This is a genomic window from Pseudoalteromonas sp. C2R02 (genome assembly GCF_018860845.1).
Taxonomy (GTDB): Bacteria; Pseudomonadota; Gammaproteobacteria; order Enterobacterales; family Alteromonadaceae; genus Pseudoalteromonas.
The window spans coordinates 1-22147 of the sequence record NZ_JAHKQC010000046.1; the positions used below are offsets into that span (position 1 = coordinate 1).

The following is a 22147-nucleotide window of genomic DNA, read 5'->3' on the forward strand; positions in this document are numbered from 1 at the left end:
GAGTCAACACTTAATTTTAAATTTATTTATAAGAAGTTTAAATTCAAGTTTTAATTTGACTGACCAACCTAGTCGATATCGCTACATCCCTTTAGTCTCTTACCTTAAAGTCTGTTGCTTGCCGTCTGTGTCGGTGGAGGCGCAGTATAGGCAAATCACAAAATTGCGCAAGTGTTTTTTTGATAAAAGTTGATATAAAATAAATTCAGCTCACTTATCAATCCGAATGACTGTTTATTCATCTAAAAAGAATGTTATGGGAGCTAAATTGTATTTATCACTAGTTTCCACCCTACTTTTTTCTGATAATGAACCTCTTGGTCTAATTCAGTTCTCATCAATGGATGTTGATCTAACCATGTTTTTGGAAAAGTAACATATAAGTCATTACTTTCTGATTTAAGCTGAATCAAAGGTAAAACATCATTTTTACGCCTCATAGCTAATATGACAGATAATCTTAATATTCTAATTAATTTTTCAGCTTCAACTTTATTTACGCCTAAGGATAGAAACTGTTCATTATCTATATCTGCTCTATGTTCTGATACCAAAGCAACAAGTAATTTATGTTGCGTCTGATTAAAACCTGGCATAAGGGTATTTTTCAGAATATAGGCAGTGTGTTTTTCATATCTCTTATATTCAATCAGTAGACCTACTTCATGTAATAGAGATGCAGCATTAAGTATGGCAATACTGGTATCAACTTCATTAAACCACTGATTTGATAATTGCTGTGCGAAAGACCTAGCTAGCTCAGCAACTCGTCGACCTTGGTTCTGATCAACATGATACCTTTCAATGAAACTATCGATAGTGCGTTTACGAATATCATGATTTTGTAACTCTTTAACCATGCTATACAAAACACCTTCGCGCAATGCACCACCAGCCAGACCCATCACCTCTATTTCCAGAGATTCAAATAATGCTATCAGAATAGATAGACCTGATACAAAAACCAATCTACGATCTTCAACTAAGCCCGGTAATGCTAACTGGTCTATTGTTTTATATAGAACTGCCTGTTTCTTTATACTATTAAGCTTATCTAAGGTTAAATTCTCATCTAAGCCTTGAGCTAGCATAATTTCTTGAATTGCCTGAACAGTCCCAGATGCACCAGAAGCACTTTTCCAGCCAGCTTTTATGTATGTCTCTTTTATGGGCGAAATCATTTTATGAGCAGCTTTTGTTGCTGAATCAAAATTTTCAAGCGTTAACTTACCATCTTTAAAATACTTTTCGAGATAAGTAACACAACCCATATTTAAACTTTTATAATTTAACGGTTCAAAAGCATCTCCGATAATAACTTCTGTACTTGCACCACCAATATCAACAACAAGTTGCTTGCCACAAAACGCAGAAGTATGCGCCACACCTTTATAAATCGTTTTAGCTTCAAGCTCTCCACTTATCACTTCTAGCTTATGATTTAAGATAGCTTGTGCTTTATCAATAAATTGTTTTGCATTCAAAGCTAAGCGCAAAGTTGCAGTGGCAACGATGCGAATATTTTCAGCTGGTATATCCTGTAGCCTTTCAGCAAATAAATATAAACACTCCCAACCTCTTTGCATTGCTTCTAGACTAAGAGTATTGCTTTTATCTAGACCTGCAGCTAAACGTACTTTACGCTTAACCCTACCGATTGTTTGCAAATCTCCTGCAACTGATTTTGCTATTAGCATATGAAAGCTATTAGAACCTAAATCAATTACAGCATAAATATTTTGATGCTGATGTAAAGCAGCTGCAGCCATTGTTACCTCTAAATCCTTGTGACTTTTGACTTCTATTTTTTATCTTGGGCGATGATGATTTGGCTTACGGCCACCAGAACGATTTCTGTTTTGACCTGTGTGACTTCTACGCTTTTGTAACACAGGGGCAGTTAAATCATCAAGCAATGCTTCTCTATCATAATGAGATAATGGAATTGCGTGCTCAATATATTCTTCTACCGCTTGTAAATTATAGGCGTATTTCTCACAAGCAAAGCTAATCGCGTGACCTGACGCGCCTGCACGACCCGTTCTACCAATTCTATGTACGTAATCTTCACAATCATCTGGTAAGTCAAAATTGAAAACATGGCTTACTTCTGAAATATGTAATCCACGAGCAGCAACATCTGTTGCGACTAAAATATCAATATTACCTTTGGTAAATTGGTCTAGAATAGACAATCGCTTTTTCTGGGCTACATCACCAGTTAATAAACCCACTCTATGCTTATCAGCATTTAACCAAGCATGGATTGTTTCACAGCTATGTTTTGTATTAGCAAAAACAATTGCTTTATCTGGCCATTCATCTTCTAGTAAAGTTAAAAGCAAAGGCATTTTATCTTCTTGCGAAGGCTGAAATAACTCTTCTTTGATTCTTTTACCCGTTTTCTGAGTTGGATCAACTTGTACATGAACAGGATCGGTCATATGTTCAAACGCTAATTCTTGAACTTTATATGACAATGTCGCTGAAAACAGTAAATTTAAACGATTAGCAGCTTCAGGCATACGTCTGAATATATAACGTATATCTTTTATAAAGCCTAAATCGAACATACGATCAGCTTCATCTAATACAACAACTTCAATATCATTTAAGCTATAAAAGCCTTGTTTATATAAATCAATCAATCGCCCAGTTGTGCCAATTAAAATATCAACACCACTTTCTAATTGTGCCCGTTGTTTTTCATAATCTTCGCCACCATATACTAAACCTAAGTTAAGATTACAGTGAGGTGCGAGTATTTTAGCATCTTTATGGATCTGAACAGCTAACTCCCGAGTAGGAGCCATGATCAGGGCTCTTGGGTGTTTGCTCGGTCCTTTGGTATTTTTTAACAGGTGGTGACACGTCGCAGTTAAAAATGCGAGTGTTTTACCAGTACCTGTTTGTGCTTGCCCTGCAATGTCACGCTTTTGAGCGACATAAGGAAGGCATTCAGCTTGAATGGGAGTACAATATTCAAACCCATTAGCGCTTAAACCGGTTACTACTTCCGGTGCAATATCAAAGTCCGCAAACTTTTTTTCAGTCAAATGTGTATTATTCATAGCGATAAAGCATAACGCTTAAGCTTGCAATAAGAAACAATAGTGTTTAAATACGCACTAAATAAATTAGCGAACCACAACGGAGAGCGCAATGAGCGACAAAATTATTACATTAACAGACGATAGCTTTGAATCAGATGTACTAAATGCATCAGGTCCAGTATTAGTAGATTTTTGGGCAGAATGGTGTGGTCCTTGTAAAATGATAGCGCCAATTCTTAGCGAAGTTGCTGAAGAATTTGCTGGTACAGTAACTATTGGTAAATTAAATATTGACCAAAACTCAGCTACGGCACCTAAATTTGGTATCCGTGGTATCCCTACTTTACTTCTTTTCAAAGATGGTCAAGTTGCAGCTACTAAAGTTGGTGCTTTATCAAAAACTCAATTAGTAGAGTTTATCAACGAAAATATCTAGTAATAGTGACATAAAAAAGGGCCTTGCCCTTTTTTATTCTATTAATTTGTATAAAGACTGGACGAGTAGCAAAAGAGCTGCTAGTTTATAAAGCCAAAGAATATTCCAATTTAATTTCTGAATACCCAATCAAAACTGAAATCAATTTAACCACTACACAAACAGTGAAGAACCCACCTTATGCATTTAGCTGAACTTAAAGACAAATCAATTAACCAACTTGTAAAACTAGCTGAGTCTATGGGACTTGAGCATGTTGCACGCCTAAGAAAACAAGACATCATTTTTGCTATTTTAAAAGCGCATTCTAAAAGTGGTGAGAATATCTATGGCGGTGGTGTATTAGAAATCTTACAAGATGGTTTCGGCTTTTTAAGATCTTCAGAGGCCTCATACCTTGCAGGTCCTGATGATATTTATATTTCTCCGAGTCAAATTCGCCGCTTTAGCATGCGAACAGGTGATTCTATTTCAGGTTTAATTCGTCCACCTAAAGATGGTGAGCGTTATTTTGCACTGTTAAAAGTTAATGAAGTTAACTTTGATAAGCCTGAAAATTCACGTAACAAAATTTTATTTGAAAACTTAACTCCATTACACGCTAATGACCGCTTAAGAATGGAACGCGGCAATGGTAGTAAAGAAGATTTAACTTCTCGTATTATTGATTTAGCTTCGCCAATAGGTAAAGGCCAACGTGGTTTATTAGTTGCACCTCCAAAAGCGGGTAAAACGATGTTACTTCAAAACATCGCACAAGCAATTGCTCATAACCATCCAGAATGTGAGCTAATGGTTTTACTTATTGATGAACGTCCAGAAGAAGTAACTGAGATGCAACGCTTAGTAAAAGGTGAAGTTGTTGCTTCTACTTTTGATGAGCCTGCAAATCGACATGTTCAAGTTGCCGAAATGGTAATTGAAAAAGCAAAGCGTTTAGTTGAGCATAAAAAAGACGTTGTTATCTTATTAGATTCAATCACTCGTTTAGCACGTGCTTATAACACTGTAATTCCATCATCAGGTAAAGTACTTACGGGTGGTGTTGATGCAAACGCACTACATAAACCAAAACGTTTCTTTGGCGCTGCACGTAATGTTGAAGAAGGCGGAAGTTTAACAATTATAGCAACTGCACTTATCGATACAGGCTCTAAAATGGATGAAGTTATCTACGAAGAGTTTAAAGGTACTGGTAATATGGAATTACACCTAAATCGTAAGATTGCTGAAAAACGTGTATTCCCTGCTATTGATATTAATCGCTCTGGTACACGACGTGAAGAACTATTAACTAAAACCGATGAGCTACAAAAAATGTGGATTTTACGTAAAATAGTACATGAAATGAGTGAAGTATCAGCGATTGAATTCATGATAGATAAATTATCAATGGACAAAACAAACGCTGCATTTTTTGCCTCTATGATGCGAAAGTAACATTTAAAATTTAATATAAAATAAAAATACCTGCTAAACGCAGGTATTTTTTTAGCTCAAAATTGAATTCTGTTCTATAACTTAACTAAATGGAATTTTTTAATTTGAGATTATGCCAGCATCCAAAATTGCCTTTATATCCCTCTTAGGATTATTAATTTTACACCTTGTATTATTAAGTTATATTTCTGCTACAAGTGATATCTTCATAATTATCATACTCTCAGATCTTGTTATCGCTTTAAGTTTATTTGGCTATTTAAAAAGCCACCCTTCAATGAAGGAGAGTTATTTAAATAACCTCGCAAATTCAGTGAATAACCCTGAAAAGATAAACCTAAAATTTCGCTTTAATGAACAAAAAAATCAACCTCCAGAATGCTTTGCGATTAATAACTGGCTAGAACTAGTAGATCATTTATTTACTGAGATTTACGCCTCTGCAGCAAGACTAAACCCTATGGCTAACGAACTTCATGAAACCTATAGTTCCATGACCCAAAAAGCAGCAATGCAGCATAGTCATGGTGAAATTTTAAGCCACTCAATGAATGATATGCTTGAAGTATCGCGTAATTTAGATGCTAACTTAGATGACATTTACCAAGCAGTGAATGCCTCAACAACTTCAGTTAAACAAACCAGAGAAGACGCTAATAAAAGCCAGAATAGCTTAATGAAATTAGCCAAACAAATAGATCAAACCAGAAAACAAATTGATGAACTTAAACATGATAGCGATCAAATCAGCTCAATCATTGAGGCTATAAATTCTATTGCTGAACAAACAAATTTATTAGCGCTTAATGCTGCAATTGAAGCAGCGAGAGCTGGAGAGCAAGGTAGAGGATTTGCAGTAGTAGCTGATGAAGTAAGAAGCTTAGCGGGGCGAACAAGCCAATCAACTCATGAAGTCGCCTCTATGATCACCAAGATACAAAATGGCACAGACTCAGTTCATCAATTAATGCTACAAAGTCATGAAGAAACACAAAAAACAGTTAGCCTCTCAGAAGAGGCCACTAAAGAAGTAGATCAAATTGAAGCCGCTATGATAGATATTCAAAATTTGTCAGAAAAAATTCATCAACAAGTACAACAACAGAAATCTGTATCCGATGAAGCACAATCATCCGTTGATGCCCTTATGGAGCTCAATTCAGATGCACTATCGAGTTCAAAAATACAGGCAGTTTCAAGCCATGATTTACAAAAATTATCAGTCAGCTTAAAAGAAAAACTAGAAATGTTTGATTTCAATGACATGCACTGGGATACCGAAATTCGAGATAACAAACAACCACAAACTAAGAAAGAACATAATACTCAAGAAGCAGATAAAATGGGTGAAGTAGAGCTATTTTAATTTGCTTCTAACAGGATAATATTTAGCTCATTTAATAAATTGTCAGCATGGACATCAATCTTATCCATATCATTATTTTTTAGCTGGGACTCTAATTCTTTTGCAATCTTAGCTAAATTTTTAAAACCAAACATTTGTGCTGCGCCAGCGAGACTATGTGCTTGTTGCTCTATTTTAGAGATGTTATTTTTTTCTATAGACCGGACTAAATTACTTTTCTCTTTATTTAAACTATTTTTAAATTCTTCAACTAAATCTGTCATATCTAACATATCCAGTGCTTGATATGCCTCATTTAAAGCACTTTGAGATTGACAATATTGTGCAATTAATTGAATGAAAATAGCCCTTTCAATTGGTTTTTTTAAATGCCCATCAAACCCGATTGATAAATACTGTTCAATTTCATGAGACATCGCATTTGCTGTTAAAGCAATAATAGGCTGCGAACATCCGCATTGTCTTAATAACGTAAAAGCTTCTATACCATCCATTTCTGGCATCTGGATATCGAGTAAAATAAGCACAGGATCATGCTGTAAAAATAACTCTACCGCTTCTTTACCATTTTTAGCACTCAGTACTTCTAGCCCTAAACTTGTTAATATTCTTGCTATTAAGCGTCTATTGTCATCATGATCTTCAGCTAATAATACTTGACCTGAAAACACTTTATTTAAATCAATCTCATCTGTATATGCTGGTTTATCTGGTATCAAAGCATCATCATTCAAATGAGAAAAGGGCAAAAACAAAGTAAAGGTGCTTCCTTTATTAATTTCACTTTGAACAGAAATTTCACCATCCATTATTTTTGCCAATTGCTCAGATAAACACAAACCCAAACCTGTTCCGCCAAAACGACGACTTATACTTGTATCTCCCTGGGTAAAGCTTTCAAACAATCTCTCTAACTGAATATCATCCATACCTATGCCAGTATCTGTCACTTTAAAGGATAATTCATTATTTATTACAGCCACTTCAAGTAATACACTACCATTGGAAGTAAATTTAATCGCATTTGAACATAGGTTTATTAAAATCTGCTTTAAACGAAAACTATCTATATTGATTATAAATGGCGCACTCAAAGAATGCGTTATTTCAAAAATTAAACCTTTTGTTTTAGCTTGCTTGGTAAATATATTATTTAATTCTTCGAGAATGGTATGTAAATCTTGATTTTGTAATTCAAGCTCAAGTTTATTTGCTTCTATTTTGCTTAAATCCAGTATGTCATTTATCAGATCAAGTAAATGCAAACTATTATTGTGAATAATCGACACCTCTTTACAAATAAACTCCTCTTCAACATCTCCTGAAACTATCGCTTCAGCTTGACCAATCACAGCAGTTAAAGGCGTTCTTATCTCGTGGCTCATATTTGCTAAAAACTGACTTTTTACATTATTGGCCTGCTGTAGCTCCTGCATTAGACACTCTAGTTCATGAGTTCTTTGTTTAACTTGAACTTCTAAAGTTAATTTAGAGCTACGCTCCATATTTCTTCTAAAAACAAAAAATAACACTAAAAAAAGCATCAAAATGGCAATGATAATAAAATTGCGTTTTTGAGTAACTTGATCCATTTCTAGTTGTTGTAATTTTTTAGTTTGTTCAAGCTGCATTACTTGCTGCTTTAACTTCTGGGCTTCAAAACGCGCCAACTCTTCATTGAGTTTAGTATTTGATGCTTTATTATTTTCATCGATATACATGTGATGCAACTTGACTGCATTTAACGTATTCCCAAGTCCTGCATTGATTAGAGACAATAAAGATAAGTTACTTCTAAGCTGACCTTTATAACCAATCTCTTGAGCTACTTTTGTGGATGTCTCTAAAGCTTGAAGCGCTTCATCCAATTGACCTTTATAAAATAATGCTTTTGAGTAGCTGTATAAACTTCCCGCATAAGCATTTTTATGCCCTTGCGCTAAGCTTAATTCAACAGCTCGCTTAGCATAAGAATAACCTTTATCAATTTCCCCTAACAAATTAAATAGTTCTGCAATATTGTGTAATTGAGAAGCTGAATTATATAAATCCCCCTGTTGCTCATAATAATCAAGAGACTTAAATAAATAGGTTTGTGCTAATTTATATTGTCTTGAATGATCATAAGCGGCCCCCAAATCTCCATAAGCTGAAGCTAACCCTTTTTCATCTCCATATGACTTACGAGCCACAATCACCTCTTTAAGGATCTCAATAGCAACATCAAAACGTCTTAGTCGAACGTAAAGACTTGCTATATTATGGCGAATATCGACCTGATCTGTCTCAGTACCCTTTTCCTGATAAATAGTTTCAGCTTGCTCATACATTTTGATTGCTTCAGATAGTTCGCCTATCGCCGCATATACTAAACCTATATTGCTCAATAAATTTGCATATTGTATAGGCGCTTTATCTATTTGATAAAATGATAAAGAAGCTTGATAAGCACTTAAGGCGTTTCCATTATTTCCTAAGTAATAATGCATTACACCAATCATTTTGAAAGCTAATGCTTCCTGATCTAATAACTGATTATCATGAGAAATTTTTTGAAATTGTTCAAAATCATCAAGTGCTTTATTTAATTTACCTAATGAAAAATAGATTTTCCCCCTTTCGCTCAAAACCAAGGCTTTTTGAGGTGCCGTAATATCCGATAAATCAAACAATTGATTTGCAGCTTTTAATGCTGACTCTTTATCTCTTTCAAGTGTAACTTGAGATAATGCGCTTTCAAAACGATCATCAGCAACAGCTAAACTACTATTTAGTATGCAAATAATACAAAATGCAGCTAGACTGCGCTTAAAACAGATCATGCTCTATACCCTAAATACATACGATTAATTAAGAACTAGCAATAAATTCAATAAATTAGAAACAAGCTATTTATATCATTATATCGAGAAAGAGCATAGTCAATAACTAAAGCTTTTACTTTAATTTCAGTATTTCTAAGATAAAAAAGAGGTGGTAATTTGCAATCTAATCCATTGATGTATATTATTTTTGATTGTTTATTAGAAACATCTAATTGGAAAATTCATACCCTAGCAAATCATTTAAGCCAAAATAATTTCCTAGGCAAACTGGATAACGAATACAACAAAGATTTATTTAAAAAGAACTTTCTTATTATGAATGCGCTATTTCAATTGAATGAGGACTTAATTGGAACCCAGTATATAGTTATAATTGAAACTCTTGAAATTCGCCTTATCAACATAAATGAAAATCAAATTTCAAAACCAAATAAAAACTTAAAAGACTACTACCTCGATTGGGCCAATTTTGAAACCAACAGCGAAGCAATAGAGAGTTTACTTAATACGTTTTGGCAAAACTATTCAACCTATGATGTAAAAAACACATATTCACCTGAAAAAATATCAAGTGCACTACAATTCTTCCAATTACCAGAAAGCGCCACAGCGACACAAATTTCAAAACGATGGAAAACGCTAGCGTTAAAGCATCATCCAGACAAACCTAATGGTGACAAAGATGTATTTCAACAGCTACAAATTCATTGGCAAGTGCTAAAAACTACTTTGAACTAAAAAACGACAACATCATAGTAAATCGGTATAATGCAACTAATTATTATTTGCCATAACGACTAGCGTAATGAAATACAAAGACCTGCGGGACTTTATAAAGCTACTAGAAGAAAGAGGTCAGCTTAAAAGAATCACGCAAGAGATCGACCCTTATCTAGAAATGACAGAAATTGCCGACCGCACATTAAGGGCAAAAGGTCCCGCTCTGTTATTTGAAAACCCTAAAGGTTATTCAACTCCTGTCCTTGCTAATTTATTTGGCACGCCGCAAAGAGTCGCGATGGGCATGGGCAAAGAAGATGTTTCATCATTACGTGAAGTTGGAAAGTTACTGGCATTTTTAAAAGAGCCAGAGCCACCAGCAGGAATAAAAGAAGCTTTAGGGCAAATTCCCGTATTTAAACAAGTATTAAATATGCCGCCTAAAGTGGTAAAAAAAGCTCCTTGTCAGGAGTTTATTCTTGAAGGTGATGATGTTGATTTAACTAAGTTACCTATCCAGCACTGCTGGCCAGGTGACGCTGCGCCATTAATCACCTGGGGTTTAACCATTACCAAAGGCCCTTATAAAAAACGTCAAAACTTAGGTATTTATCGCCAGCAATTACTTGGCAAGAATAAAATCATCATGCGTTGGTTATCCCATCGCGGTGGCGCTTTAGACTTTCAAGAATGGTGTAAAGAAAACCCAGGTGAGCCATACCCTGTATCAGTTGCATTAGGTGCCGATCCAGCCACTATTTTAGGCGCAGTGACACCTGTTCCAGATACATTAAGTGAATATGCTTTTGCAGGTTTATTACGTGGTAGTAAAACTGAAGTTGTAAAATCAATTTCAAATGACCTACAAGTACCAGCGAGCGCTGAATATGTATTAGAGGGCTATATTGCTCAAGGTGAAGTGGCTCCAGAAGGCCCTTATGGCGATCATACTGGCTATTATAATGAAGTTGATGACTTCCCTGTAATGACAGTAACACATATCACTCATAGAAAAGACCCAATATATCATAGTACATTTACCGGTCGTCCACCTGATGAACCAGCAGTTTTAGGCGTGGCATTAAACGAAGTTTTTGTGCCTATTTTACAAAAGCAATTCCCTGAAATTGTTGATTTCTATTTACCGCCAGAAGGGTGTTCATACCGTATGGCAGTTGTCACGATGAAAAAACAGTACCCAGGTCATGCCAAGCGTGTGATGATGGGGGTTTGGTCTTTCTTACGTCAATTTATGTATACCAAATTTGTGATTGTATGTGATGACGATATTAATGCCAGGGACTGGAATGATGTCATTTGGGCCATTACGACTAGAATGGACCCAGCGAGAGATACGACTATGATTGAGAATACGCCAATTGATTATCTCGATTTTGCTTCGCCTGTTTCAGGTCTAGGTTCAAAAATGGGCTTAGATGCCACAAATAAATGGCAAGGTGAGACTGATAGAGAATGGGGTGAACCCATAGTGATGGATCAAGAGGTAAAAGATAAAGTAGATCAGATTTGGGACTCGCTGAACATTCTAGATTGAGCGATCCCAGATTAAGAAATATCAAATAAATAACGAGTGCTAACTAGCACTCACTTAACAGAAAACATAACCAGATTAGCGTCGTAAAAGGTAATATAATGCAAGAGTTAAAGGCAAACGTTGTTGCTATTAGCCCACTTAGTGAGTTTATTTTCAAAGTTGAATTAAAACCTGAACAAGCTGCAGAGTTTTCTGCAGGCCAATATTTACAAGTGGTATTAGGCGAGAAAGACAAGCGCGCTTTTTCGATAGCCAGCCGCCCTAGTCAAAATAACTTGTTAGAATTACATATTGGTGCGACAGCTGCCGATGCCTATGCGATTCAAGCACTAGATCATTTACGTGAACACCTTAAAAATAATACTCAAGCAACACTAGAAGTTGGCTTAGGTGTTTCACAGCTACGTGAAAAAAGTGATAGACCTATTATTATGCTTGCTGGCGGTACAGGGTTTTCATACGTAAAATCTATGGCTGACCATTTAGCAGAAGTTGGCTGTGATCGCCCAGTATTATTTTACTGGGGCGTAAAACAAGAATCTTCACTCTATGCCAAGGCAGAAATGGAAGCTTGGGCAGCATCAAATCCTAAATTCAATTTCATTCCTGTTATTGAATTAGCCGATGATAGCTGGAAAGGTCACACTGGTTATGTGCACAATGCAGTATTAAAAGACATTATTTCATTAGATGCATACGATATTTACATGGCAGGTCGTTTTGACATGATAGGCCCTGTACGTGATGACTTTATCAATCAAGGTGCTATTCGCGAACATATGTATGCAGATGCATTTGCCTTTATAAAATAAATATAATGACTTCTAAAGCACGATAACCTATCGTGCTTTTCTTTGCCTCCAACAATACTACTAACACAAACCTATCCTGATATTTAGTTACAAACAACTACCATTCAGTGGAAAATATTACTTAACTTAAATGAGATAAATCAGTTACTATGAGTTAGTGTTAAGTAATAGAAAAGTAAAATGAAATATAAGTTTCTGGATTTTGAGTTTGATAGCATCAGTTTAATTTTAAGTAAAAATAACAATGATATTGCTATTCGCCACAATGAAGCTAAATTACTCGCTTTAATGATAAGCCAGCCAGAACGTGTATTTAGTAAAGAAGATATATTAGCTGAGGTTTGGCAAGATAAAGTGGTATCTGAGCAAGCTGTCTTCCAAAATATTAGCCACCTTAGAGGACTTTTTGGTAATACAGCAATAAAAACCTTCTCTAAACGGGGATATCAGTGGCAACTTGAATTACAAACAAAATCAGAGATCAGCACTGTAGAACCAAGCAAAATAAATGTAACTGTAAAAGCATTATCAAATTCAACAAAGCTGTTATACATTACCGCTTTCTCGCTCATTTTTATCTTGGTAATATTTTTCGGTTATACATCACCGAATAAAACCTCATTACCAACAACTGAAATAGCTTACATTCCTTTTGAAAAGCAAACGGATAATACTTTCAAGGAGTTTTCAAATAATCCAAATTTCAACTTTATAGCACTAAACGATTTAGATTATAGAGACTTTATTGCGACTTCAGAATTAAAGTACCCCAACTTATCAACTAAGCACCCTCTAATATTAACTGGGGAGTTTCGATCTCATAATCAACAAGCTTATTTAGACTTTATTTTAAAAGGCCCTTTTGCTCAATGGAAAGGGTTACTCAGTGGTGATTCTCAACGCGAAGTGACTGAAAAGTTAAAACGACACTTACAACAAGACTTTATTTATGACTTAATAGGTAAACCACAGGCACCTGAACTAAAGCTAGCAAACCTTTCCATTGCACATCAGAATAGACCTAAAGATTTCATTGTTTTAAACCAGCTTATAAAGATTTATCTACAAACAGGTGAATTTGATAAAGCGATGGTAATGGCTGACAAACTAGTGAATATCGCAAAATTAGAAAATAGCCCTCAACAAGTGGGTATGGCACTGCTACTTCAAAGTGAAATCCTAACCCAAAAAGATCTCTTTGAATTAAGTTCACAAAAACTGAAGCTTGCACTCATACAATTTAAAAAAATTAATGATTTAAAACGCCAAGCAGATGCCCTAAATGCACAATCCTGGATTGATCATCAGCAAGATAACTATACAGCCCTCAAAACCAGTTTATTACAATCGGCAGAGCTGGCTTTTAACGCTAAAGATATACCGCGTGAATTACACGCTCTTACATATTTATCAGTCATGGCACACAAACATAAACAACAAGAAGACAAATACTTATATTTGCAACAAGCTGAAAATAAAATGCTGCAATATGAACTACCTATTTATCACTTTGCAAAAATTCCATTTCATTACGCCATTTTTGCAAAAAATCTAGCGGATAAAGAACCTCATTATAAACAGGTTCTTGAGCATACTCTATTAACACCTAATCACTGGGTGGCACAGGACAGTAGAGAAAGTTTAGTCAAATTTTACATTGCACAAAATAGACTTGAAGAAGCACGCGCTTTAATTAAAGACCTAAAAACAGATAATGCTTACAATTCATATCTCAAAACAATTTTGGCGCAAGCACAACTTCAAACAGAGTTATTTATTACTCAAGCTCAGCGAACATTTGAACAAGCACAATTATCTGGTAATAAATATTTAAGTTTAGATATCGCTTTACTGCTATGTGACGCACCAAAAGAACAAACAAATTATGACTTTTATTCTCAATTTATTAGTGAAAATGCCACATTAAATTGGCGAAGAAGAAATGAAGAAAAATTAGTTACACTTAACCTGTAAAAAGAAAAGGTAGCTAATGCTACCTTTGAATTCTTCTAATCAGTTTTGTTTAAGTGCTAACCAATTCAACTTCCAATTATTATCTAAAGAATTAAGAATCAGCTTATTTTTTCCTTTTTTAAGATAAACTTTACCACCCTGCTGCGTTTGCCATTTATGATAACCTCCGGTTTCAATCACTTTTTGCACTTCATGCTTGTTACCATTGACCAATACAGTGAAACCTTTAGTATCTCTTGGGGATGCAACACGATAACTCAGTTCATATTCACCAGATTGCGTTACTTCAATTTGATACTCTAACTTAGCTTCATTTGAGATACCGCCAGCTCCTGTAAGATTGTACTTACCATCTATATCAGAAGTTCTAGCTACCGAAGTACCTGAAAGCTTTACAGCTGCTTCTGCTTCAATTCTTCCTGGGGTTTTCACCCAACCACCCGCTTTAGTCGATACAAAGTTACTATAATCACTTTGCAAATGTTGTCTTACAGCTACTACAGCATATTCATATTGATGCACATCTGCATTAGCATCTTTAAATGTAGAATCCATGATATTTGAAGCCAATAATTTAAATAGACTACCTACACCTGAGTTACGATAAATTCGATAGTTTCTTACATCAGACTCAGTGCTTTTATCCCAATTTAAAGTGACCATACCTTTATCTTGCTTAATAGTAAGGTTAGTAACAGGTTTCGGATATTCAGGTTTGGCATCTCGGTGTTTTTGCTCTGTTTGCTGGGCTAACAGTAGTTCGGATTTAAATTGCTTCGTCGATCTAGGCTCTGCTCCATTTTTACCATCGAGTGCAACCCTAAAACCTTCTACTCCACCAACAAAATCTTCAGGCATACTACCACGCTGTTTTAATGGAAATGTATTCCAATGCCAACTGCCGCCTCGAGTTACACGACTCTCACATTTATCATCTATATAGGCCTCTCCATTTAGAGGTGCTTTTTCATAATTAGGCAAATAACAATCAGCTAAAAACTCCACAACATTGCTTATCATATCGTGTAAACCATAAGGGTTAGGTTTATACAAACCAACGATGCTTGCGTAAGCAGAATGATCCACACAATTAGATTTACCATTCGCAAAATTCACATAGCTAGAATTTGAATCTCTTTGCAATATATTTTCACCAGTCAAATCTGCCGTATTTTCATACTTACAAATTTCTGTTTGCGCTAAATCATCTCCAAAGAAGTATTTAGTTTTAGTCCCTGCGCGAGCTGCATATTCCCATTCAGCTTCACTAGGCAAACGATATGACTTACCCGTTTCTTTTGCTAACCATTTAACATAGGCATCTGCAGCTTGCCAGCCAATACAATTTACCGGCTGAAATTCACTGGTTGTTAATTCATTATTATCCCAGCTACCAGGTGTGCCACCTACAAACCAACTATCAAGTTGATGGTAACACTCTGTTGGAGTCTGATAATTTGTAGCTGTAATAAAACGACGAAACTCTTTTACCGTTACCTCATATTTACCTAAACTAAAAGCCGGTAATACAACCTGATGAATTGGCTGTGCATCTTTCTCATCAAGGCTACCCATTTCAAAACTTCCACTTGGAATATCAACCATAATTGGTTCTATTGGTGAACCTGCAAAAGTTTGATAACTCATAGTAGATAAACACAGTGCCATTATTATTTTATTAAGATTCATTTTAGACTTCCTTTTTAAAAGATGAAGCTAGAATGAAAAAACACCATAAATAAATCTTAATAAAAATTTATAATCCATTAAAAATAGAAAAATCATAGAAAACAAAAAACACAACCAACTGATAATATATGGTTTAATTTCAAATCATAAAATAGAACTCTTAAATTTCAGATATAAAAAATGCGCCATATAGGCGCATTATTTGGTATTTAAGTAGTTAGATTTTAAATCTATAAGCTCTGTAGAGTCTGTTTTTCGGCTTGAGTTAGAAACGCAATTTCCAGTGCATTTTTTTGTGCTTTAGTCATATCAGCTTGGCTTAAACCTGCTTTAGGTGCTGCTACTTCGTATTCATAACCAATTTCAATACCACTTACACCAGGATCATCAGTATTAATTGACGCCAAAATACCATGGTCTAAAAATGTTTTAAGCGGATGTGATTGGTAACTGGCAACAGTACTGGTTTGAATATTACTAGTTAAACAAGACTCCATACCAATCTTATGCTCAGCTAAGTAATCCATTAAACGAGGGTCTTCAATCGCCTTAACACCATGGCCAATACGTTGGGCGCCTAGCTCATTAATTGCTTGCCAAATACTTTCAGCTCCTGCAGCTTCACCAGCATGAATAGTCACATTTAAGCCAGCATCTCTGACTTGATTAAAATGACTAACAAATAACTCTCCAGGGAAGCCTAACTCATTACCCGCTAAATCAACTGCAATTAAATCATCTTTACAACTTAGTATTGCATCAAGTTCTTGCTGACAGATTTCTTGACCATATGTACGAGATAAAATACCAATCAACTTTACTTTTATAGGATATTTATCACAAGCAGCTTTAATACCATCAACAACAGCTTCAACAACGCCTTGTGGGTTTAACCCTTGCGTTTGTGCCATATAATAAGGGCTGAACCTTAACTCAACATAATGAAGACCTTGGTTGTATGCATCTTCGACGTTTTCGATTGCAATACGGCGACATGCATCATAGTTACCTAACACAGCCACACCCCAATCTAGCTTTTGTAAAAAAGCCATTAAATCAGGTTCATTTTCTAAAACTTGCACGTGAGGCTTTAAAGAAGCCAAATCATTAGCTGGTAATTTAATATTGAATTGCTGACCCAATTCTAAAATTGTTTGTTGACGTACGTTACCATCAAGGTGGCGATGTATATCAAGTAATGGAATTGTTTTATCTATCATAATTGGCTCAGTCTTTTAAAAATTTTCAGGATCATACTTGAGTAATAGCTCAAAACCAAATTAACTGACTTTGAGCTGGATTAGCGAGCTAATAATTAGCTATATTTTTGATATAAAGTAAGCGCTAAAGGCACATCTTCTTGTTGATTAAAACACGCAACAGCTGCGCGCCAATGGGTTTGTTTATATGTTTCGGATTGATTAAATACCGCTTTAAATACTTTAGCAGCTAATACGTTATCTTGCTGTGCTTTTGCAATATAAGCCAAGCATAGCAGTAACTCTGGTTGTTCTGGATGTTTTTTTAAAGCTTGTTGCACTAAGTTTTGTAACTTATTGCACTGATAATTGTTAGCAGCTGCCAGTATATCTAATAGCTCTGTATAACGCTCTTTTTTAAGCATTTTAATCAAGTCAGTTTCTATATCTTTACTTTCACCTAATGCTAACAATGCTTTTAGGTATATATTGTTCGCAAGGGCTTTTAAATGCCTACTTAATAGGTTATATCGTTTTTTAACCTCTTCAATATTAATGTCACTGAAGTAAGATTTTAAAATTGCTAACCATTGATCATCATTTAATACTTTCTTTTTCTCTAGTTGTGGAAATAACCCACTTAATTCAGACCATTTATTTTGTTGTATCAACAGCTGACTATATAAGTTTAATTCAATGCTTGAACTTTTCTTATTTTTAGCCACGGGAGCCAATAATAATTGCGCTACATCAACTTGCTCTAATTCAACAAATAACTGCGCTGCATATTTTTGATCTTGCTCATCTAAATTATTAAGTAAATCTAGCGCTTGAGATTTATTGCCTTGCGCTAACGCAGCTTTTGCCGCCGTTGCCTGACTTAAACCTTGCCAGCCATTAGGCACAGATGATTTTGATAGTAATTTAGCCGCTGTTGTATGATCACCCGATAAACTTGCCCACATGCCTTGCTGCAAGTTATCTAACTTCTTTTTTTCACTTCGACTAGTAAAACGAAATTTAGTATTGCCATAGAGTGACCATAAATAAGACACTAGCTTATAAACAACAAAAATGCCTACGCCAGCCATAGCTAACATAATGCCAAAGCTGACAATCGTGCCTTCAATTGTCCAATTATTCAGTGCAATTAATACATAGCCTTTTTCACCAATCGCTAGCGGCGCTAATGCTAATACAATAACTGCAGCTAATAATACCAACCAATTTTTTGTCATAGCGACCACTCCTTCATTAACTGACTAGAAGCTAAGTTTAATTGTGGATTAAAATTAAGTGGTGTACTTTTAAGTTGATTCAATTCGTTATTTACATTTTGTACTTCGCTTGAATGAGTATCAAAAAATGACACCAATACTTTATTTGCTTGCTCTAAAGCAGCTTTATAAATAACAACTTGCTGGTTTTGCAATGCAGTTTGACTTTGCGAAATATAAAAACGTACTTGCTGGCGAATTAGGCTCTGCTCTTCTTGCGTTAATAGAGGCTCTATTTTTTCAGTTCTTTCATTAACTTTAATAAAATCATCAACCAATAAAGACCATGAATTTTTTAAGTTTGCCTGCCAATCAGAAATATCTTCAGATAAAACTTCTTGCTCTGCATTTTTTACTAAACTAGGTAGCTTCACCATATTAAGTGGTAAAACATCCACTTGATTCAACAAGCCATGTAGTTTTAAATATAAGTCCTCTACAGGTACATTACTTAAACCTTTAAGCATTTGTATATCTTCAGCTATCACAGCCCGAAGTTCACTGGTATCACTGTGTTCAGATAACAAACTATCTAGTCTTGTTAGAATGTCGACAGCACCTAAATAATCTTTTTCTACTTTAGCCTTAAATTCAGCCATGCGATGTAAGCTACGCACTTCTTGTGGATTTAAAGTGACTTTAATGTTTTTTACTTCATTCAAACTGTTTTCAAGCTGCTCAGAAATATTTTTTTCACTGGTATTTAGCGCTGTTTCAACTTGCAATTTTTGACTGGTTAATTCATTTTTTATAGCGCCCGTTAAGTTAGCACTGGTATTTTGTATTTGTGCTCTTAAAGCATTTAACGACTGCTCTAAACTTTGGTTATTCATTTGTAGTTGCTGAACTAAAGCTTGTTGCTGACTATTACTATAAAAGTTAAACGCAAAGCCACCAGCAGCGCCTAAAGCAATTAATAAAGATAAAATGGTAACTGCATTACCTTTTGGCTTTGAGCTTTGTTTATTCACCGTCTCAAGCTGTTTAACTTCTTTTTCATTGATATTTTGATCACTCATAGTGGCAGAGGCCTCCTGGATACGAGCATGAACTAAGTTATTTTTTATTTTGCTATTTTGGCTCATTATTTTTGACAAAATAGCCTCATCTGATGCGCCATTACAATTATGAATATTATCAATAGGCACATTAAATGTTTTTATATATTGTGCAGTTCTATCACTGACAACGTAAAACTGGCATGTTTGCAGCCAATCTATACCTTTTACTGTTAAATCATTAAAAATGACATCAACTGCAGCATTACTGGTTAATACTATACTGTCTATTTTTTGGTGTTGCCACTTTTGGAACCAATCACTTACCTTTCCATCCGTTTTTTCACGCAGATAAAGATTAATCGCATTTAATCTCGCACCTCTTTTATTTAAGGTTTGAGCGATTAAAGGTCTGCCGCCCTTACCTTTAGCTAATACAATGCTTTGAGAATCTACCTGCTGTAACTGCTTTAATGCTAATAAACCTTCTGAATCTTGCTGTTTTGGCACAATTGCTTTTTTATTAAACAATTCAGATATTGTTTGCGCTGTTTTATCGCCCACAGCAAAAAATGTGGTGTTTGGACTTATTTCAGGTGATAAAGCAGCTAATAATTTGACAGCATCTTGAGAAATAAAAATAAGTTTATCGGCATCAATTAGCGGGCTTAGTTGAGATGATGTGACATCTAAAGTTTGTAAATTTAGTAATGGAAATGAAAATGCCTCATAGCCTTTTTCTTCTATCGACTTTATTAAGCTTTCATTTTTATTTTCTGGGCGAGTGATGAGAAATACAGGCATTTATTATTCCTTAATGAAAAATTCCCACATTGATGAGTTTCATCATTATTGTAGGAATTTTATGAGTATCGCTCTGTGATTAATAATCACATTGATATTTTTGCAACATAGTGACTTTAATAACCATGCTCAGCAGGTTTATTATGCGTCGCGATAAACTTCAGCAAGAATTTTATCAGCGCCCCGCTCTAATAATGTATCAGCTAATTGCTCGCCTAATTGCTCAGCTTGTTTAACAGAACCAGATACTGAATCTTGTAAAATAACAGAACCATCTATTGCACCAACTAAACCTCGCAATGTTAGATCATCACCTACGATTTCTGCATATGCACCAATAGGTACCTGACAACCACCTTGAAGTTTACGGTTCATAGCTCGCTCTGCTAATACGCGCATACGTGTTTCATGATGTTCTAATGGCGCTAAAAATGCCTTTGTCGCTTCATCATCTATTCTACATTCGATACCAACCGCACCTTGACCATTCGCAGGTAAAGAAATATCAGCACCAATAAAATCACTAATACGCTCTGGCATTTCTAAACGAATTAAACCAGCAGCAGCTAAAATAATAGCATCATATTGACCGTCATCTAGCTTTGCTAAACGAGTATTTACATTACCGCGTAAATCTCTGATTTCTAAATCTGGGCGTAATGCTTTAATTTGACACTGACGACGTAAGCTAGAAGTACCTACGATTGCACCTTTTGGTAATTCATCTAATGTTTTATAAGTATTAGAAACAAACGCATCTCTTGGATCTTCGCGCTCACAAATCGTATTAAGCGCTAAACCTTCAGGGAACTCTACTGGTACATCTTTCATAGAGTGTACCGCGATATCAGCACGTCCATCTAACATAGCTTGCTCAAGCTCTTTAACAAAAAGACCTTTACCGCCTATCTTTGCAAGTGGTGTATCTAAAATTTTATCGCCCTGCGTAGACATAGGAACTAATTCAACTGTTAGTTCTGGATGAAACTTTTCAAGCTCAGCTTTTACGAATTCTGCTTGCCATAATGCAAGTGCACTTTTACGCGTCGCTATTCTTAATACTGTTTTTGTTGCAGTTGTCATAGTGTACCTTTCAATAAATCTTAAAATTAATATATATGCTTCATTGTGCGTTAAAACAGCGCAGTGATATAAACTACACTCGAGTCATTATTTAATATGAAATGACTTACTTGCTAAAATATTTTGATTTGAATTAACTAGCTCAACACGCCAGTTACCACTTTGCTTTGTCATTATCTTTTTTGACGAATATGTTCTATACCTTGTGCTGAAAATATCGAGTTCAACTTCAGCCATTAAAGTATTTTCAAAAAACCATCGATGAAAAACTGTTTGCGACTTCATGTTATTCACTTCAGTAAAAAAGAATAACTTTTCCTCTATGCTAAAAAGAGATACCTGTGCATTTAGTACATCAACCGGTTCTTTATTTACAACAGCCGTTGTTAATACAGCTCGTGTTACAAAGTCAGTATCAATTGAACCACCATGTGATATTTTTGATAAATGACTTTGCGGAATTAATGTTGATACATGCATTACCTGAGTATCTCTTAAAACTGTATCTTTAGGCTCATCTACTTTCTTAACTTCTAAAGCTTGTGTATTAATATCTTTATGTTGAACTTCTACAGCCTTTACAATTTCAGGAGCCAGCTTTTCTTCTATTTCATTTTTGTCATCTAAAATCACAACTGGTTGATCTTTTATTTGCGCCAGTTCAATGGTTTTAGCTTTTTCATGGTTATCAATCGGCACAACTTTATGAGTTACTACTCGCTCTTTTTCTTGAGAACTGATGAGAGTTTCATTTGCCGAAACTCCCGACGATAGAGCCCAAATAATACAGGCTGAAATAACGACTAGAGAAAAGCAAACTAACACAATACGGTTCCAGTGCCATTGATATTCAACTTTATCAATAGCACCAGTCCCTTTTTGTATCTTAGTTGTGATTGTTATTTTTTGACTCACA

16 protein-coding genes are annotated in these 22147 nt (G+C 35.2%); 7 read left to right on the top strand and 9 right to left on the bottom strand.

Annotation, left to right across the window (positions count from 1 at the left end; genetic code table 11):
- Window positions 1-263: 263 nt before the first annotated feature.
- The gene (gene gppA / locus KO527_RS23110) at window positions 264-1769 is read right to left on the bottom strand and encodes a guanosine-5'-triphosphate,3'-diphosphate diphosphatase (RefSeq protein ID WP_216042606.1); all 1506 of its coding nucleotides are present in this window, start codon (window positions 1767-1769) and stop codon (window positions 264-266) included.
- 39 nt (window positions 1770-1808) lie between these two features.
- On the bottom strand, window positions 1809-3071 hold the full coding sequence (rhlB, locus tag KO527_RS23115) for an ATP-dependent RNA helicase RhlB (RefSeq protein ID WP_216042607.1): 1263 nt from the start codon (window positions 3069-3071) through the stop codon (window positions 1809-1811).
- Between the two features lie 91 nt (window positions 3072-3162).
- On the opposite strand from rhlB, the gene trxA reads away from it, so the two are divergent.
- The 3 genes from trxA (at window position 3163) to KO527_RS23130 (ending at window position 6295) form a co-directional block, all read left to right on the top strand.
- Window positions 3163-3489, top strand: coding sequence for a thioredoxin TrxA (trxA, locus tag KO527_RS23120; protein ID WP_042152767.1), 327 nt, complete (start codon window positions 3163-3165; stop codon window positions 3487-3489).
- 180 nt (window positions 3490-3669) lie between these two features.
- On the top strand, window positions 3670-4929 hold the full coding sequence (rho, locus tag KO527_RS23125; protein WP_042152770.1) for a transcription termination factor Rho: 1260 nt from the start codon (window positions 3670-3672) through the stop codon (window positions 4927-4929).
- A 112-nt stretch (window positions 4930-5041) separates the two neighbouring features.
- On the top strand, window positions 5042-6295 hold the full coding sequence (locus KO527_RS23130; protein ID WP_216042608.1) for a methyl-accepting chemotaxis protein: 1254 nt from the start codon (window positions 5042-5044) through the stop codon (window positions 6293-6295).
- Here the strand turns inward: KO527_RS23130 and KO527_RS23135 are convergent.
- Window positions 6292-9117, bottom strand: coding sequence for a tetratricopeptide repeat protein (locus KO527_RS23135; protein ID WP_216042609.1), 2826 nt, complete (start codon window positions 9115-9117; stop codon window positions 6292-6294). The genes KO527_RS23130 and KO527_RS23135 overlap by 4 nt on opposite strands.
- A gap of 159 nt (window positions 9118-9276) precedes the next feature.
- Between KO527_RS23135 and KO527_RS23140 the strand changes: the two genes are divergently transcribed.
- From KO527_RS23140 to KO527_RS23155, 4 genes are all read left to right on the top strand, one after another.
- The gene (locus KO527_RS23140; protein WP_216042610.1) at window positions 9277-9858 is read left to right on the top strand and encodes a DNA-J related domain-containing protein; all 582 of its coding nucleotides are present in this window, start codon (window positions 9277-9279) and stop codon (window positions 9856-9858) included.
- A 67-nt stretch (window positions 9859-9925) separates the two neighbouring features.
- Window positions 9926-11395: a 4-hydroxy-3-polyprenylbenzoate decarboxylase gene (ubiD, locus tag KO527_RS23145; RefSeq protein WP_216042611.1), complete on the top strand. Its 1470-nt coding sequence runs from the start codon at window positions 9926-9928 to the stop codon at window positions 11393-11395.
- Between the two features lie 98 nt (window positions 11396-11493).
- The gene (gene fre, locus KO527_RS23150; protein WP_216042612.1) at window positions 11494-12207 is read left to right on the top strand and encodes an NAD(P)H-flavin reductase; all 714 of its coding nucleotides are present in this window, start codon (window positions 11494-11496) and stop codon (window positions 12205-12207) included.
- Between the two features lie 180 nt (window positions 12208-12387).
- Window positions 12388-14181, top strand: a complete 1794-nt coding sequence (locus tag KO527_RS23155; RefSeq protein WP_216042613.1) for a winged helix-turn-helix domain-containing protein — start codon at window positions 12388-12390, stop codon at window positions 14179-14181.
- Window positions 14182-14220: 39 nt separating this feature from the next.
- On the opposite strand, the gene KO527_RS23160 is transcribed toward KO527_RS23155, so the two are convergent.
- The 6 genes from KO527_RS23160 to KO527_RS26500 form a co-directional block, all read right to left on the bottom strand.
- Entirely contained in the window at window positions 14221-15870 is a 1650-nt protein-coding gene (locus KO527_RS23160) for an SUMF1/EgtB/PvdO family nonheme iron enzyme (RefSeq protein WP_216042614.1), read from the bottom strand.
- Window positions 15871-16100: 230 nt separating this feature from the next.
- Complete coding sequence (gene add / locus KO527_RS23165; protein ID WP_216042615.1) at window positions 16101-17090, bottom strand: adenosine deaminase; 990 nt, start codon at window positions 17088-17090, stop codon at window positions 16101-16103.
- 95 nt (window positions 17091-17185) lie between these two features.
- Window positions 17186-18307, bottom strand: coding sequence for a heme biosynthesis HemY N-terminal domain-containing protein (locus KO527_RS23170; protein ID WP_216042616.1), 1122 nt, complete (start codon window positions 18305-18307; stop codon window positions 17186-17188).
- Window positions 18304-20148 carry a uroporphyrinogen-III C-methyltransferase gene (locus tag KO527_RS23175; protein ID WP_216042617.1) on the bottom strand — a complete coding sequence of 615 codons (1845 nt, stop codon included), beginning with the start codon at window positions 20146-20148 and terminating at the stop codon, window positions 18304-18306. Before KO527_RS23175 ends, KO527_RS23170 begins: the two co-directional genes overlap by 4 nt.
- A gap of 141 nt (window positions 20149-20289) precedes the next feature.
- The gene (gene hemC / locus KO527_RS23180; RefSeq protein WP_216042618.1) at window positions 20290-21231 is read right to left on the bottom strand and encodes a hydroxymethylbilane synthase; all 942 of its coding nucleotides are present in this window, start codon (window positions 21229-21231) and stop codon (window positions 20290-20292) included.
- An 87-nt stretch (window positions 21232-21318) separates the two neighbouring features.
- On the bottom strand, window positions 21319-22146 hold the full coding sequence (locus tag KO527_RS26500; RefSeq protein ID WP_216042619.1) for a DUF2914 domain-containing protein: 828 nt from the start codon (window positions 22144-22146) through the stop codon (window positions 21319-21321).
- Window position 22147: the final 1 nt, after the last annotated feature.